The following is a 15,926-nucleotide window of genomic DNA, read 5'->3' as shown; positions in this document are numbered from 1 at the left end:
GAAATATTTTTACATCCTGAGAAGTGCGTTATGACTGTCTTTAAAGAAATTTAGCGTTAAACTTGATTTAAATCATCATTCCCAATCATGCAATAATCTAAAATCCTTTTATTTTTGTGGTGCCTTACAAATTGAAATGTTCTGAATGGCTTGTTAATTAGGTGTTAATGGATGATTGATGATCTGATTAATTCGTTATTTATGACAGTTTTTAATTAGGGTTTGAAACAAAATTGGTGATCAATGAATAAAGTTGTTAAAGATATATTGTTTGCGCTGGCTGTTGTGGTGTTTTTTATGCCTTTCTTTTTGTGTGATGCAGTGTTTAGCTGGTACACGCATTTCAACCTGCAACATCCAATGGTGATGAGTTTTCTAAAGTTTGCAATTTTGGCGACTTTAGGAGAGGTGATTGGTTTGCGCATTAAAACAGGGCGGTATACGGCTAATGGTTTTGGAATTCTGCCCCGGGCGGTCATATGGGGATTGTTGGGCTTAACTATTAAAATGGCATTTGTTATTTTTGCTTCCGGAGTTCCTGTGTTTCTTGAGAAAATGGGTATGTCAGACGCGCTGGAAGTGATGAAGCAGCCATTTTCATCTTCTAAATTGTTAGTGGCTTTCAGTATCAGTGCTGCTATGAATCTTATTTATGCGCCGGTAATGATGACCTTGCATCGCATTACTGATACGCATATTGTTGCCAATGGAGGTAAGCTGGCTTGTTTGTTAAAACCGGTGGCCTTCGGTAAAATAATGAAAGAAATGGATTGGGGTATGCAATGGAATTTCGTATTTAAAAAGACGATTCCATTCTTTTGGATACCGGCACACACCATCACATTTTTAATGCCTGCCGAATACAGGGTGTTATTCGCTGCGTTATTGGGAATTGTATTGGGTGTACTGCTTGCTATCGCAGCAAATAAGAAAGCTTCGTGAGTTTGAACGGTTGCATATCTCGGTTAAAAAAAGCATATTTGAATAAATATAAACACTTCTGTAAAAATCAATAACTATGTCTAAGATTGGTATTTTTTATGGTCCTGAATTAGGTAGCGTCGAGAAGGTTGCTCGCGTTATTGAAAGTAAATTTGGTGCCGGTAAAGTTGAATTAGTGGCAGTTAAAAATGCTAACGAAGCTGCTCTTCAACAATTTGATAAGTTAATCTTTGGTATGTCTACCATTGGTAAAACCAATTGGGATTCTGAACATAAAGATACTGACTGGGATGTGTTTGTAACGCATTTTGATAAAGTTAACTGGGGTGGTAAAAAAGTGGCTATGTATGGTTTAGGTGATCACGTTCAGTATCCTCAGCATTTTGTTGATGCACTGGGGTGGATGTATGAGCGCCTTGAAAATACAGCGGCTGAACTCGTTGGTTTTTGCTCAACAGACGGGTATACTTACGAAGAGTCTGAAGGTATTAAAGATGGTCAGTTTCTGGGCTTACCGGTAGATGAGGATAACGAGTCTGATAAAACAGATGTCCGTGTAGAAAATTGGATTAACCGACTCATTAACGAGTTTGGTTATTAATGATATAACTGATGGGGTGGTGCTTTGTACCACCCTTTTTGTTACTAATTTTTAGGGAATTATCGTCATTCCTTTAGAAAACTAAGCACATGCAACCACACACTAATACACCAATTGATGCTAAAATTGTCGATGAAGTTTTGGCAAAGTATCAGATTGGAGATTTGAATAATGCAACAATTCGTGAAATTGTTTCAATTGTCAATGATATAGAAGAGAAAAGCGGGAAGAAGTTCATCCGCATGGAAATGGGTGTTCCAGGGCTTATGCCACCTGAAATCGCTACCAATGCCGAAATTGAGGCTTTGAAAAAAGGTGTGGCTTCCAAGTATCCAATGCTTGAGGGTATCAAGCCTTTGAAAGAAGAAGCAAGCCGCTTTGTGAAAGCCTTTCTTAATCTTGATATTTCACCGGAGTGCTGCGTGCCTACCGTTGGTTCTATGCAAGGGTCATATGCCAATTTCCTGGTTTGCGGACAGGTATACAAGGAACGTGATACATTGTTGTTCATAGACCCGGGATTTCCGGTTCAAAAACAGCAGTTGGATGTACTGGGATACAAGTATGAGTCGTTTGATGTGTATAATTACCGTGGTGAGGCTTTACGTGAAAAGTTAGAGTCCTATTTCAAGACCGGGAAAATCAACGCTGTGGTATATTCTAATCCTAACAATCCAACATGGGTGTGTTTCACCGAATCTGAATTAAAGATCATTGGTGAGTTGGCAACGAAATACGATGTTGTTGTTATAGAGGATCTGGCGTATTTTGCAATGGATTTTCGCAGTGACCTGTCAAGGCCTTTCGAAGCGCCGTACCAGGTTTCTGTGGGGCACTATACTGATAATTACGTACTGCTTATATCAAGCTCTAAAGCGTTTAGTTATGCAGGACAGCGAATGAGCCTGACATGCATGTCTGATGCATTGTATCATCGTAAATATGCTCATCTTGAAGAGCGTTTTGGAGTGGCGAAGTATGGGCAGGTGTTGGTTACACGAGTATTGTATGCGCTTTCTTCAGGAACAGGGCACTCGGCTCAGTATGCCTTGGCGGCCATGCTAAAGGCGGCTAACGATGGCGATTTTAACTTTCTTGAAGAAGTAAAAGATTATAAAGAGCGTGGTAAAGTGATGAAAGATCTGTTTTTAGCGAATGGATTTAACCTTACATACGATAAAGATATTGATGAGCCATTGGCTGATGGCTTTTATTTCACTGTTTCGTACAAAGGTTTGACAGGCGGACAATTGCTTGAAAAACTTCTGTATTATGGAATCAGTGCTATCACATTAGGTAAAACCGGTAGCAAGCAAGAAAGCCTGCGAGCTTGTGTTTCGCAAACCGGCAGCGAGCGCTTTGAAGACCTGCGGGTTCGCCTGGAGGCGTTTAGTGCGCACAATGCATAGCTAATTGTGATAAATTGATACCTGTTATATAACATTAAAAAACAGGTAAATACTGACTGTCGTCATGTGTAAATTTGCGACATTAGTTTAAATTTGTAACATCTATTAAAGACTCAATAATATGGCAAAAGCAAAAGGTGCAATTGTAGTGGATACAGCAAGGTGCAAAGGCTGCGGCGTTTGTACTACGGCTTGCCCTACAAAGGTAATTGAATTGGCTGCCGAAGTAAACGGCAAGGGTTATCACTACGCCTATATGGCAAATCCTGATAGCTGTATCGGTTGTTCCAACTGTGGGATTATCTGTCCCGATACATGTATTACTGTTTATCGCGCTAAGGCAGGAGCTACTGCTTAATGTAAAACTCATAAAGGAAATTTAGTCACACATGAGAGAATTAAAATTAATGAAAGGTAATGAGGCGATTGCTGAAGCTGCTATCCGCGCAGGTGTGGATGGTTACTTTGGTTATCCTATTACTCCTCAGTCGGAAGTAATGGAAACCCTCATGCTTGAAAAGCCTTGGGAAACAACCGGGATGGTTGTATTGCAGGCGGAAAGTGAGATCGCATCTATTAATATGGTATATGGTGGTGCCGGATGTGGTAAACGTGTAATGACTTCTTCTTCAAGTCCGGGCGTGAGTTTGATGCAGGAAGGTTTAACCTACCTTGCAGGAGCAGAATTGCCTTGTGTGGTTGTTAACGTTGTTAGGGGAGGACCTGGATTAGGAACTATCCAGCCTGCTCAGTCGGATTACTTCCAAACTGTAAAAGGTGGTGGTCACGGTGATTATAAACTGATCACTTTAGCGCCTTCATCAGTACAGGAGATGGCTGATTTTGTTGAAACAGCTTTTGATCTGGCATTTAAATACCGTAACCCGGTTATGATTCTGTCTGATGGTGTTATTGGTCAGATGATGGAAAAAGTGGAGTTGAAAGAATTCCAACCTCGCTGGACCAGTGAGTACATCGAAGAAAATCACCCATGGGCTACAACAGGTAAAAAAGCTAACCGCGATAAAAATATTATTACTTCAGTACAGTTAGAAGCATCTGTTCAGGAGGCTTTCAACCACAAACTTCAGAATAAATACCAGAAGGTAGAAGAAAATGAAGTGTTGTTTGAAGAAGTAATGTGTGATGACGCTGAATATTTGATCGTAGCATATGGATCAAGTGCCCGTATTTGTCAGAAGTCAGTTGAGTTGGCTCGTGAGAAGGGCATTAAAGTTGGTATGTTACGTCCTATTACTTTATATCCGTTCCCAACGAAGCAGCTTCAGGAACGAGCTAAACAAATGAAAGGTATCTTATCGGTAGAGATGAGTGCCGGACAGATGGTTGAAGATGTGAAACTGGCTGTTGAATGTAAAGTGCCTGTTGAGCATTTCGGTCGCTTTGGTGGTTCAGTACACTCACCAGGCGAAGTTGTTGAAGCATTGGAGCAAAAATTAATCGGAGGATAAGCAATGTCAGATATTAATACAATTATAAAGCCTGAAAACATCATCTATAAAAAGACTGATGTTCTTTCAGAGAACGAATTGCACTATTGTCCTGGATGTAGCCACGGTACAGTGCACAAATTGATTGCTGAGGTAATCGAAGAATTGGGTATGCAGGAGACAACTATTGGTATTGCTCCGGTGGGTTGTTCTGTGTTAGCCTATAATTACTTAGAGATTGACTGGCAGGAAGCTGCTCACGGTCGTGCACCAGCATTGGCTACAGCCGTTAAGCGTTTAATGCCTGAAAAGAACGTATTCTCGTACCAGGGAGACGGTGACCTGGCCGCTATTGGTACTGCTGAAACGATTCATGCCTGTAACCGTGGTGAAAACATTGTGATGGTATTTATCAACAATGGTATCTACGGTATGACCGGTGGTCAGATGGCTCCTACAACCTTACCTGGTATGCCTGCCTCTACTTGTCCTGCTGGTCGTGACGTAAGCCACGATGGTGCACCTATCAAGATCTCTGAATTGTTGGCGCAATTACCAGGAACTTGTTATGTAACCCGTCAGTCTGTTCATACGGCAGCTAACGTGCGTAAGACTAAAAAAGCCTTGAAAAAGGCCTTTGAAAACCAGGCAGCCAACAAAGGTACTTCTTTGGTAGAGGTTGTTGCTACTTGTAGCTCTGGTTGGAAAATGAGTCCGACTAAATCTAACGAGTGGATGGAAGAGAACATGTTCCAGTACTACCCACTTGGAGATATTAAAAACGAGTAGTTCGGTTTAATCTTTTAAAATTGTAAGAAATGAAAGAAGAAATAGTAATAGCCGGATTTGGTGGACAGGGTGTACTTTCAATGGGTAAGATCTTAGCTTACTCAGGCGTAATGCAAGACATGGAAGTATCATGGATGCCAGCTTACGGACCAGAGATGCGTGGTGGTACTGCTAACGTGACTGTTATTTTAAGTGACGACCGCATTAGCTCACCAATTTTGCACGAATATGATACGGCGATCATTCTTAACCAGCAGTCGATGGATAAGTTTGAGAAAGACGTGAAGCCAGGTGGTACATTGATTTACGACGGAAATGGTATTACACGTCACCCGGAGCGTACAGATATTAACATCTATCGTGTTGATGCTACTGAAGAAGCAGCACGCATGCATGCTGTTAAGACGTTTAATATGATTGTATTAGGTGGATATCTTCAGGTGAAACCATTGGTTAAAATGGAAAATGTGATCGCCGGATTGAAGAAATCATTACCTGAGCGTCATCACCACTTGATTCCTATGAATGAAAAAGCAATTGCACGCGGTGGTGAGGTCATCAAAGAAGTTTCGTTAGTGGAATAAATTTCACTTATTCATAAAGTTTAAAGCGCACCGTTAGGTGCGCTTTTTTTATGGTGTTACAGCTATACAATCCAGCATTGATTTCGGATCACAACCAAAATCTAGGTTTAGGCATATATTTTTACACAAACCATAGAGAAAGAACTTCACACCTGTCACCCCTCTAAACAGATGCAGCTTATCAGTCAAACTCAAAGCTGACATAACCACGAGCCTGCCATATTTCCATAACCTGGTTTAAAGGAAGGGTATAGGTGTCAAATTCCTTATTATCCGACTCCAGTTCAAGCATGTTCTGCTCATTAATATGTATGCGCTTAAACACCACGCCATCATCTTTTGTAATGATGATGTGGGGCTGTTTCTTATTAAGCGTTTCCCAGTTTTGAATATACTCACTAATGATGTAGGAACCTGCTTTTATGGGCAACATGCTGTCGCCTTCGATCTGAAATACACGATAGGTGCGGTGGTTGGATAATTCGGCAAATGGCAGTGAAAAGCGAGGCAGATCGGCAATGAACTCAGCATCGGCATAACCGGCCGTATAGCCTGCTGATGCTTTCACAGGTACCAGTGATACATGCTCGTTTTCCTCTGTTTCATCAACGACGATGGGCAGAATGCGTATTTTCTCACCTTTCAGATTGTCGGGTACTTGCTTGTCTGCTTCTTTAAGATTCAGGCTTAGCAACTCGTCGATCGTTCGACTGAAGCACTGACTTAATTTTAGCAGGTTGCCTGTTCGGGGCAGGCTTTTCCCGTTTTCATATTTTCGATATGTGGAAACGTTTAATTGACAGTGTTCCGCGATCTGTTTAGGTGTCTGTTTTCTTAGACTGCGTAGGTATATGAGGTTATCTGATAAATAGTGCATGTGAAGCTTACTCAAAAAAAATGAGCGGCAAAGGTAGTTTTTTATTCGTATACCACTTATTATTTTGCTGAGCTTTGCATTGTACTATGTTTATCTATTCTTTGTGAGATTATTGAGTTTTTTCGTGAAGCGACTTAACAAATTGTAAATAAAGAGGATGTATTAAATGAAAAATATTTCCAGCAAAGGACACTGCTGCCGGGCAATTACGATAGCTATCCTACCCTTTGCGTGGTAGAGAAGGTGTAAAAAAAAAGCCGACTTACGCCGGCTTATATTGTGTCAATTATAATTCTGTTTAAAAGTAACTGGAGCCATCCCAGCAATGAGTACACAGTTTTTCTTTGGGTAAACCAATGGCTTCCACCAGGTCATCCAGCCGTTGGAATTTTAAGGTAGTCAAATCCAGTGTCTGACGGATTTCCTCAACCATTGCCTTATACTTATCTGAATGACAGTCTGAATACTCTTTCATATCCACATCTTCCTTACCCTCCAGTTTGCAGGCTGCCTTGATGGTAGCCAAATCCATGTTGGAACGGGAGCGGCTGAAATTCAGGAACTCGCATGGATAGGTAAGCGGCGGGCAGGCAATGCGCACATGTACTTCTTTGATACCTGCCTTGTGCAAGTCTTTTACATTATCCTTTAACTGGGTTCCGCGTACAATGGAATCGTCTAAAAAGATGCCCCGGCCATCTTCGATCAGTGCTTTGTTTGGCAACAGCTTCATTTTTGCAACCAGGTCACGTGTTTTCTGGCTTTGAGGCATAAAACTGCGGGGCCATGTCGGTGTGTATTTTGAGTAAGGACGCTTTAGAGGAATACCTGTTGCATGACTGTATCCCATGGCATGTCCGACGCCCGAATCAGGTATGCCTGCGCAAAAATCAGCGTCAGTTCCATTTCGTTTAGCCAGGGCAGCGCCACAACGATAACGGCTTTCATCAACGTTGATTCCTTCATAGAACGATGGTGGATAGCCATAGTAAACCCATAGGAAAGAGCAAACCTGCATCTTCTTATTAGGCTCACGCAACTGCTCATATCCGTCAGCTGTAATGTTTACTATTTCTCCGGGACCCAGGTATTTTTCAATTTCGTAGTCCAGGTTAGAAAAAGCACAGGTTTCAAAGGAAGCGGCGTATGCACCTTCTTTTTTACCCAATATGATTGGTGTACGACCTAATTTGTCTCTGGCAGCCAACAGGCCATTTTCAGTTAAAACCAACATTGAACAGGAACCTTTTATGCTGTTGTAAACATTTTCAATTCCCTCTTTAAAGGTTTTACCTTCAGCAATGAGCATGGCCACCAGTTCGGTTGGGTTAATGCTGCTTTGACTTGTTTCTGAAAAGGTACGGTGTTGTTTTATAAAGCGCTCTTCCAGCTCGTCGATATTAACAATTTTAGAAACCGTTGCAACAGCAAAACGTCCCAGGTGCGACGTCACTATAATTGGCTGTGCTTCTGTATCTGAGATCACACCTATGCCGCTGTTACCATCGAAGTCCTCAATATCTGATTCGAACTTGTTTCTGAAATAGCCATCTTCAAGACTATGGATGGCCCGCTGAAAACCTTTCTGGGGGTTGAAAAAAGCCATTCCGGCTCGTTTTGTTCCTAAATGAGAATGATAATCGGTCCCATAAAAAACATCCGTTACGCAGTCACTTTTAGAAATGCTGCCAAAAAATCCACTCATGTGTATTAAATTTTTTGTGATGAGGTATTAAGCCAACTAATTTAAATATTTATAAGTGGTTTGCTCAGAGTTGTTTGGCTTCTATTCTTATTTGTTTTAATTCTAAATGAGGACTCAATGACATATTATGATCAAAAAATGCCAGCTTAAGGGCATTATGATAGGGGAAAGTGAAATGACCAATTGGTCTGTTTTTGCCGCTATTATCACTCAGTAATACGCTTAAAAAGTTATGAACAATTATTGCAGATATGTTGCAAAGCAAATTGTATTGTATTTCAGATGTGAAAACTAAGCGTTAGTTTTGCAGTCATGAATTTTCCGGTATTAAACAAGAGGCACCGTACTGCAGGTGTATTCAAAAGGTGGAGTCGCAAAGGATACGCCATTTTTGGATCACTGAGCCATGTTATACACATTGGTCGCTTGTCTGTTGCACTTCTGCAATGTATCGGACAATTGATCTTACATGTTGAAACAGAGCTGGAGCTGGCTTTCAAATCCTTTGATAAAGAGGATGTAGATGAGCTGGAGCTGGGCGAAGTTGAAATGATAACATTAGTAACAACTGCTGATGTTATTGGCGATGCATATAATAAATTAAGATGATATTACTAACCGTCAGCAGGCTTGTCCTGTTGACGGTTTTTTATTTTAGATGGTATGATTCAGGAAATTAAAAAGCGAATTTTAAACGGTGGTGCAGTTGATCATGACGAAGCACTTCAATTGATGTCTTTGGCAAATAAGGAAGATCTTTATGCGGCAGCAAATGAAGTCCGACAGCAATTTATGGGTAATAAAATGGACACATGTTCCATTTTAAATGCTCGTTCGGGGCGTTGTTCAGAGGATTGTAAGTGGTGTGCGCAGTCGGCTTTTCACAAAACCAAGGTTGATGAATACGAATTGGTTGATATGAAGGTGGCGGAACAGCAGGCTATGGAAAATGCCAGCCAGGGAGTCAATAAGTTTTCTTTGGTAACCAGTGGCAGAGCCCTTTCTAACCGCAATCTAAATGAGCTGTGTGGTGTGTATAAAAAGATCGGGCAGCAATCAGATATTCAGCTTTGTGCTTCGATGGGTCTGTTAAAAAGAGAGCAGCTTGAACAACTGGCTGAGGTAGGAGTGAAGCATTACCATTGTAACATCGAAACGGCACCATCTTTTTTTAGTCAGCTTTGTACGACACACACCATGGAAGAGAAGATCACGACCATCAAACTGGCGCAGGAGCTTGGTATGGGCGTTTGTTCCGGAGGTATCATCGGTATGGGCGAAACCATGGAACAACGCATAGAGATGGCCTTTACCCTGCGTGACTTGAATATTCTGTCTATCCCTATCAATATTCTTATGAAAGTGGAAGGAACAAAGATAGGCGATGTTTCTCCATTAACAGATGAAGAGGTGTTGACAACATTTGCATTGTTCCGTCTGATAAATCCAAAAGCTAACATTCGCCTGGCAGGCGGTCGCCAGCTGATTGCACATATTCAGGACCGGGTATTGAAAGCAGGAGTTAGTGCAGCATTGGTGGGTGATTATCTGACAACTGTGGGAACGAATATAGCCCAGGATAAGGAAATATTTAAGAATGCCGGATTCTCCATTGATAAAGGCTTATCGGCAAAAGAGACCTGCTGTAAAGGATAATACTAGTACAATGAATACACACCAGTTGATAAAGACCGATCGCGAGCATATCTGGCACCCTTATACATCCATGCTTGAGCCCTTGCCTGTATATGCGGTTGAACGTGCCGAGGCTTGCAGCATATACCTGAAGGACGGACGTGAGCTGACCGATGGTATGTCGTCATGGTGGGCTGCTATCCATGGTTACAACCACCCTGTTTTAAATGCAGCAGCAGAGAAGCAATTAAAACAGGTGTCGCATATAATGTTTGGTGGCCTGACGCATGAGCCTGCTGTTGAGCTGACGCAAAAGCTTCTCGATATAACACCTCCGTCTTTGCAAAAGGTGTTTTATTGTGATTCAGGTTCAGTGGCCGTAGAAGTTGCCATGAAAATGGCTCTTCAATACTGGATAGCCGGGGGACAGCGTGATAAATCGAAGTTTGCCACTATTCGTTCAGGTTATCACGGAGATACATGGAATGCCATGTCTGTTTGTGATCCGGAGACAGGCATGCATCATATATTCAATAAGGCCCTGCCGGTACATTATTTTGCAGCACAACCACAGTGTCGCTTTGGTAATGACGATGTACAGGCAGATCTGGATTCAATGCGCGAGATATTGGAACAGCACCACCAGGATATAGCTGCCGTAATAGTGGAGCCCATTGTACAGGGAGCAGGTGGCATGTGGTTTTATTCGGCCCTATACCTACAGGAACTCAAAAGCATGTGTGAGCATTATCAGGTACTGTTAATAGCCGATGAGATTGCCACAGGCTTTGGTCGCACCGGTAAGTTATTTGCCTGTGAACATGCCGGTATTGAGCCCGATATTATGTGTTTGGGCAAAGCGATCACCGGGGGCTATATGAGTTTTTCAGCCACTTTGACAAGTACTGCTGTTGCTGAAATAATAAGCAAAGGCCAGCCGGGAGTATTTATGCATGGACCTACCTTTATGGGAAATCCTCTGGCTTGCGCTGTAGCCAATGCCAGTATCGATCTGCTGTTACAGTCTGACTGGCAAACAAAAGTTAAACATATTGAATCACAACTCAGGCAGGGCTTGAGTGCATGTAAGCAACTGCCTGATGTAAAAGACGTGCGTTGCCTGGGAGCCATCGGTGTAGTTGAGTTGCATGAAGCAGTGGATATGGCAGTTGTGCAAAAGCGCTTTGTAGAACAGGGTGTTTGGGTACGTCCTTTTGGCCGTAATGTGTATTTGATGCCTCCCTTTATTATTACTGATGAAGAGATAGAAAAATTATGCAAGGCTGTATATGTGGTTGTTAAAGAGGAGGGAGAACGATGAATTACAACGAGCAGTTGCTGAAGATTAATGAGGCAGGCCTGATGCGGAAGCTGAAAGCAGTTGAGCCATTGGAGGATGCCTCCTGTTATTTTCAGGGGCAAAAGATGCTGAACCTGGCATCAAATGATTATTTGGGATTAGCCACTGATGAGGCCTTAAAACAGGCATTTATTCAGCAGTTTGAATCCAATGAAGCCTGGCTCAGCTTTGGAGCTTCGTCATCGCGCCTTCTTACCGGCAACAACAAGCTTTACGATGAGGTGGAGGAATTACTGAGGACCAACTATAAAGCCGAAGCTGCCCTGTTCTTCAATAGTGGCTATCATGCCAATATGGGGATATTGCCGGCATTGACTGATAAAGGCGACCTGATCCTCTCTGATAAGTTGTGTCATGCCAGTATTATTGATGGTATCCGCCTGAGTAAAGCAGATCACCAGCGTTTTCGTCACCTGGATTACGATCAGTTGAACGCACTGCTGGAAAAGAAGCGTAGCCACTATAACAGGGTGTTCATTGTGGTGGAATCGGTCTTTAGTATGGACGGTGACCTGGTTGACCTGCATGGTCTCATAGCCCTTAAGGAGAAGTACAACTGCCTGCTTTATGTAGATGAGGCACATGCTGTAGGTGTATTGGGTGAGACGGGACTGGGCTTGTGTGAGCAGGAGAATGTTACTGAACAGATAGATTTGCTGGTAGGCACCATGGGCAAGGCCTATGCTTCTGTTGGGGCATTTGCTATTATGAATCACAGCCTGAAAGAGCTATTGGTCAATAAGGCCCGAACATTGATCTATACAACCGCCTTACCTCCGGTTAATATGGCCTGGACAAAGTTTATCATTGAACGCATGCCTGAAATGAGCTCCAATCGTGATCAGCTGAACAAGCTTTATGCCTACATGCAAAAGGCACTGGCAGCAAAGGGCTACAAGGTTCATAGAAGTCATATAATGCCCGTAATGGCAGGTGCTAATAAGGTGGCGGTGCAGCTATCAGAGCACTTGCGCAAAGAAGGTTTTCTGGTATTTCCCATTCGTCCACCTACTGTTCCGGCCAATACAGCGCGTTTGCGACTATCATTGACCGCCGATCTGCAACTAAACGATCTGGAGAGATTAATGCGTTTTATCCCTGACAATAAAAAACAAAGCAATGAAATGTAAGTGGTTACATAGAAATAATTCACAACAACTGCTGCTCTTTTTTAATGGCTGGAGCTGTGATGAGCATCCTTTTAAATTCTTGAAGAGTGAGGAACATGATGTTTTGATGCTAAACGACTATCGTGATTTAAGGCTGCCTGAAGAAGCCCTGAAAGCCATCAATGGCTATGAAAAAGTTGCTGTTGTTGCCTGGTCATTTGGTGTTTGGGTGGCGCAGGTAAGCCTGTTTCCTTTAAAAGAAAAGTTATGTACTGCGCTTGCTATCAATGGAACCACACGTCCTGTTGATAAAAACTTTGGTATTCCGGCTCCAATAGCCATGGGTACTTTATCCGGACTGAATGAGAAGAACCTGGCAAAGTTTCAACGCCGTATGTTCTCTGATAAGTATGCATGGCAACAGTTTGCAGACAATAAGCCTCAACGAGAATTTGAAGAGGTAAAGAATGAGTTGTTCTTGTTGCTTCAGCATTTTAAAGTAGAAAAGCTGAACGGAGAATTCTACAAGCAGGCAATAGTGGGGAGTAATGATATGATATTCCCAACAACAAATCAGCTTCGGTTTTGGGAGCAAGATGCAAAGGTACATGAGTTGGAAAGCGGGCATTTTTGCTTTTACAGCTTCAATAGCTGGGACGAAATAATCAATTTAGCCAAGAGTCAATGTTAGTCGCAACAGAAACAGGAAAAGAAGTGCAGGCTGTTGATAAAGCCTTGCTCAAGAAACGTTTTGGCTCAGCCATTACAACCTATGATGCCCATGCTGATGTGCAGCGGCAAATGGCCATCAAACTGGTGAAGATGGCTAAGCCCGTATTGTCTCATCAACAGCCTGATGTCCTGGAGTTAGGATGTGGAACTGGATTACTGACCGAGCAGATCGTAAAGGAATTTGCTCTTAATAACTATGTGGGTAACGATTTGGTTGATGAAGTCAGCCATCTAAACCGGTCCATACTGGGCAACAGGATCCGGCATTATGATTTTATTGCTGGTGATGCAGAAATGCTGGAATTTCCAAAAATGCAGGATAGCATCTGGTCGGGGGCAACTATACAGTGGATAACGCAGCTACCTCGCTTCTTCGGTAAGTTATCATCTGTCGTAAAAACAGGAGGCTATCTCGTGTTATCGTCCTTCGGCCCTGATAATTACCACGAGATTAAAAGTATTACAGGTAATGGTATTGATTATCAGGTGAAAGAGCAAATATGTACAGCTGCAGCTGGTCATTTTGAATTGGTGGCATTCCAGGAATGGCAAGAGCGAATGTGGTTTGATAAGCCTGCTGATGTGCTCAGGCATATGCGCTACACAGGTGTTAACAGTGTTACACATTGTCAATGGAGCAAAGGGGCTATGCAGGCCTTTAACCTGGCTTATGAAGCGTTTGCGCAAACAAACGCTTATCCTTTGACCTACCATCCTTATTTAATGATCTTTAAAAAGAAATAACAATGGCTACCTATTTTATTACGGCAATTGATACCGATGCCGGCAAAACCTTTGTTACCGGACTACTTGCAAAATACTTAAAGGACAAGGGACAAGATGTGATAAGCATGAAGCTGTCGCAAACAGGTTGTGATACCGTTTCAGAAGATATTGAAGTGCACCGGCGTTTAATGGGGATTGATTTACTGCCAGAAGACAAAGCAGGCCTGACCTGTCCGTATGTTTTTAAGTTTCCTGCCAGTCCGCATTTGGCTGCCGAAATGGAAGGAACACAGATATCAGAAGAGAAGCTGGATAGGTCAGTTTATGAGCTTGAGCAACTTTACCAAACGGTTTTGCTTGAAGGTGTTGGTGGGCTTATGGTACCTGTAAATCATGATTTAATGCTAGTTGATTATGTGCAGAAACATAATTTTAAGGTTATTTTGGTTACTTCGGGGCGTTTAGGGTCGATCAATCATACTCTGCTGACACTGGAAGTCATGAAATCCAGGAATATTCCATTGTACGGAGTTATTTACAATCACTATCCTGTAACAGCACCCGAAATAACAAAAGATTCAGCCAGGGTTTTAAAGCGCTTCTTAAGGTCATATTTTCCTGATGCCTTATGGGGAGAAGTTCCACTGGTAGAAAGGGAAGAGGCAAATACCAGTTTGCAATTGAATGGTTGGTTTGTGGAATAAAATCCAGTAATGATTTATCACGCCTGTTGTAACTAATTATCAGCTGTTGACAACATCCTTATTTACCTTGTGTCAGGATATATTTTCATTTAAATGCTGCATTTGTTTTTCTTTTTTCTTAACTTTTTAATGCTAATGATTAAAACCACGCACTATGAAAGGGGGAAATATAAATTTGATCGATCTTGATTTTGAATATAAATTATGGAAAAATCGCCTTTCTTTATTTGTGAAGGAGATAGATATTCTGAAGGTCAGAAATGAGGAAGTAAAGCATGAGCAGAATATCGAAGAACTTAATACTGTTGAGTTAATGGTGCTGGACGAACATACAGAGCAACTTAATAGATTGATCAACAGGATTAAGGTTCAGGAGAATGAATTGCAATTTTATAATAAGGATTTTCCAATAACCCAAAAACATCAATACTATACAGATCATGAAGGTTTACGCACCAAGATGGAAGATATATCAAAAATTCACTTCTACAGGGTGGCAGATCTGACAAAGGCATTAGGTATATAACGATACTATCAGATTTGGCTTGGACACAGGAACTTGCGGCGTATTGCCGCAGGTTCTTTTTTTAGTTGCTAATACCAGCTAGTGTTAATAACAACCCGGTGTTAGTAAACAAATCACATATCAATTTAGCAGTTCATCAATTTTCCTTTTCTTTGCTGAAAAGAACTGAATATGTACAAAGAATTTAAGACACGCATTAAAGTAAAGGCTGAAATGGAAGATGCTTTTGCAGCTTTTACCAATCCTTTTACCATTGAGCTGTGGAGTGGTTACCCTGCAGTAATGAGTAAAGAGCCTGATTCTGAATTCTCTCTTTGGGAGGGTGATATATGTGGTCGTGTGCTGGAAGTGGAAGAGGAGAAAAAGATTGTACAGGAGTGGTATTTTGGAGAGCAGGATGAACCTTCGATAGTTACGCTTAAGTTCTTTCCCCAGGGAGGCTCTAAAGTACAGATAGATCTGTTACACACTAATATTCCGGAAGATGCCTACGATGATATTGTGGAAGGCTGGAATGATTATTACCTGGGTGCTGTTAAAACCTTTCTGGAAGTGGAGTAAGAGGAATGTTAGGATGTGAGATGTAGGGATGTTTGGATGTACGATGTTTGGATGTTGGATGTGAGATGTCTTGATATGTAAAAGTAAGATAATCAGATGGATAATCTTATGTGTGGCTATATTGCATCAACAATTGATCTGTTCGACAATTGATCAGTTCGACAGTTTCCCAGTTTAACAGTTTTCCAGTTCGACAGTTTCTCAATTAAACTGAT

18 protein-coding genes are annotated in these 15,926 nt (G+C 41.8%); 16 read left to right on the top strand and 2 right to left on the bottom strand.

Annotated elements, in window-relative coordinates:
- Positions 1 to 243: 243 nt before the first annotated feature.
- The 7 genes from ACRD69_RS09360 (at position 244) to ACRD69_RS09330 (ending at position 5,776) form a co-directional block, all read left to right on the top strand.
- Positions 244 to 942: a hypothetical protein gene (locus tag ACRD69_RS09360; protein WP_430814812.1), complete on the top strand. Its 699-nt coding sequence runs from the start codon at positions 244 to 246 to the stop codon at positions 940 to 942.
- A gap of 76 nt (positions 943 to 1,018) precedes the next feature.
- A complete protein-coding gene (locus ACRD69_RS09355; RefSeq protein ID WP_430814811.1) occupies positions 1,019 to 1,543 on the top strand; it encodes a flavodoxin in 525 nt (174 codons plus the stop codon).
- Between the two features lie 89 nt (positions 1,544 to 1,632).
- Positions 1,633 to 2,952, top strand: a complete 1,320-nt coding sequence (locus ACRD69_RS09350) for an aminotransferase class I/II-fold pyridoxal phosphate-dependent enzyme (protein ID WP_430814810.1) — start codon at positions 1,633 to 1,635, stop codon at positions 2,950 to 2,952.
- Positions 2,953 to 3,073: 121 nt separating this feature from the next.
- On the top strand, positions 3,074 to 3,310 hold the full coding sequence (locus tag ACRD69_RS09345) for a 4Fe-4S dicluster domain-containing protein (protein ID WP_262326404.1): 237 nt from the start codon (positions 3,074 to 3,076) through the stop codon (positions 3,308 to 3,310).
- Between the two features lie 31 nt (positions 3,311 to 3,341).
- Positions 3,342 to 4,424 carry a 3-methyl-2-oxobutanoate dehydrogenase subunit VorB gene (locus tag ACRD69_RS09340; RefSeq protein ID WP_430814809.1) on the top strand — a complete coding sequence of 361 codons (1,083 nt, stop codon included), beginning with the start codon at positions 3,342 to 3,344 and terminating at the stop codon, positions 4,422 to 4,424.
- Positions 4,425 to 4,427: 3 nt separating this feature from the next.
- Positions 4,428 to 5,192, top strand: coding sequence for a thiamine pyrophosphate-dependent enzyme (locus ACRD69_RS09335; protein WP_430814808.1), 765 nt, complete (start codon positions 4,428 to 4,430; stop codon positions 5,190 to 5,192).
- Between the two features lie 29 nt (positions 5,193 to 5,221).
- Positions 5,222 to 5,776, top strand: coding sequence for a 2-oxoacid:ferredoxin oxidoreductase subunit gamma family protein (locus tag ACRD69_RS09330; RefSeq protein ID WP_430814807.1), 555 nt, complete (start codon positions 5,222 to 5,224; stop codon positions 5,774 to 5,776).
- 181 nt (positions 5,777 to 5,957) lie between these two features.
- Here the strand turns inward: ACRD69_RS09330 and ACRD69_RS09325 are convergent, their stop codons facing one another.
- On the bottom strand, positions 5,958 to 6,653 hold the full coding sequence (locus ACRD69_RS09325) for an XRE family transcriptional regulator (protein WP_430814806.1): 696 nt from the start codon (positions 6,651 to 6,653) through the stop codon (positions 5,958 to 5,960).
- 298 nt (positions 6,654 to 6,951) lie between these two features.
- Complete coding sequence (locus tag ACRD69_RS09320; RefSeq protein WP_430814805.1) at positions 6,952 to 8,358, bottom strand: amidophosphoribosyltransferase; 1,407 nt, start codon at positions 8,356 to 8,358, stop codon at positions 6,952 to 6,954.
- Positions 8,359 to 8,670: 312 nt separating this feature from the next.
- Here ACRD69_RS09320 and ACRD69_RS09315 point away from each other — a divergent pair, with 312 nt between their 5' ends.
- The 9 genes from ACRD69_RS09315 to ACRD69_RS09275 all read left to right on the top strand — a co-directional run bounded on the left by ACRD69_RS09315 (position 8,671) and on the right by ACRD69_RS09275 (position 15,711).
- Positions 8,671 to 8,967 (top strand): hypothetical protein, encoded by a 297-nt coding sequence (locus ACRD69_RS09315; protein WP_430814804.1) that lies wholly within the window; start codon positions 8,671 to 8,673, stop codon positions 8,965 to 8,967.
- Between the two features lie 54 nt (positions 8,968 to 9,021).
- The gene (gene bioB, locus ACRD69_RS09310) at positions 9,022 to 10,014 is read left to right on the top strand and encodes a biotin synthase BioB (protein ID WP_430814803.1); all 993 of its coding nucleotides are present in this window, start codon (positions 9,022 to 9,024) and stop codon (positions 10,012 to 10,014) included.
- Between the two features lie 10 nt (positions 10,015 to 10,024).
- Positions 10,025 to 11,314, top strand: coding sequence for an adenosylmethionine--8-amino-7-oxononanoate transaminase (gene bioA / locus ACRD69_RS09305; RefSeq protein WP_430814802.1), 1,290 nt, complete (start codon positions 10,025 to 10,027; stop codon positions 11,312 to 11,314).
- On the top strand, positions 11,311 to 12,483 hold the full coding sequence (locus ACRD69_RS09300) for an aminotransferase class I/II-fold pyridoxal phosphate-dependent enzyme (RefSeq protein ID WP_430814801.1): 1,173 nt from the start codon (positions 11,311 to 11,313) through the stop codon (positions 12,481 to 12,483). The genes bioA and ACRD69_RS09300 overlap by 4 nt, the downstream gene beginning before the upstream one ends.
- Entirely contained in the window at positions 12,473 to 13,153 is a 681-nt protein-coding gene (locus ACRD69_RS09295; protein WP_430814800.1) for a DUF452 family protein, read from the top strand. The genes ACRD69_RS09300 and ACRD69_RS09295 overlap by 11 nt, the downstream gene beginning before the upstream one ends.
- Positions 13,147 to 13,938, top strand: coding sequence for a malonyl-ACP O-methyltransferase BioC (bioC, locus tag ACRD69_RS09290; RefSeq protein ID WP_430814799.1), 792 nt, complete (start codon positions 13,147 to 13,149; stop codon positions 13,936 to 13,938). The genes ACRD69_RS09295 and bioC overlap by 7 nt, the downstream gene beginning before the upstream one ends.
- Before the next feature lie 2 nt (positions 13,939 to 13,940).
- Entirely contained in the window at positions 13,941 to 14,624 is a 684-nt protein-coding gene (bioD, locus tag ACRD69_RS09285; RefSeq protein WP_430814798.1) for a dethiobiotin synthase, read from the top strand.
- A gap of 154 nt (positions 14,625 to 14,778) precedes the next feature.
- Positions 14,779 to 15,150, top strand: a complete 372-nt coding sequence (locus ACRD69_RS09280; RefSeq protein WP_430814797.1) for a hypothetical protein — start codon at positions 14,779 to 14,781, stop codon at positions 15,148 to 15,150.
- A gap of 171 nt (positions 15,151 to 15,321) precedes the next feature.
- Entirely contained in the window at positions 15,322 to 15,711 is a 390-nt protein-coding gene (locus ACRD69_RS09275) for an SRPBCC domain-containing protein (protein WP_430814796.1), read from the top strand.
- Positions 15,712 to 15,926: the final 215 nt, after the last annotated feature.

The organism is Carboxylicivirga agarovorans, from assembly GCF_050589845.1.
Taxonomy (GTDB): Bacteria; Bacteroidota; Bacteroidia; order Bacteroidales; family Marinilabiliaceae; genus Carboxylicivirga; species Carboxylicivirga agarovorans.
Note: the sequence above shows the minus strand (reverse complement) of the source record. Positions and strands in the feature narration are given on the sequence as shown.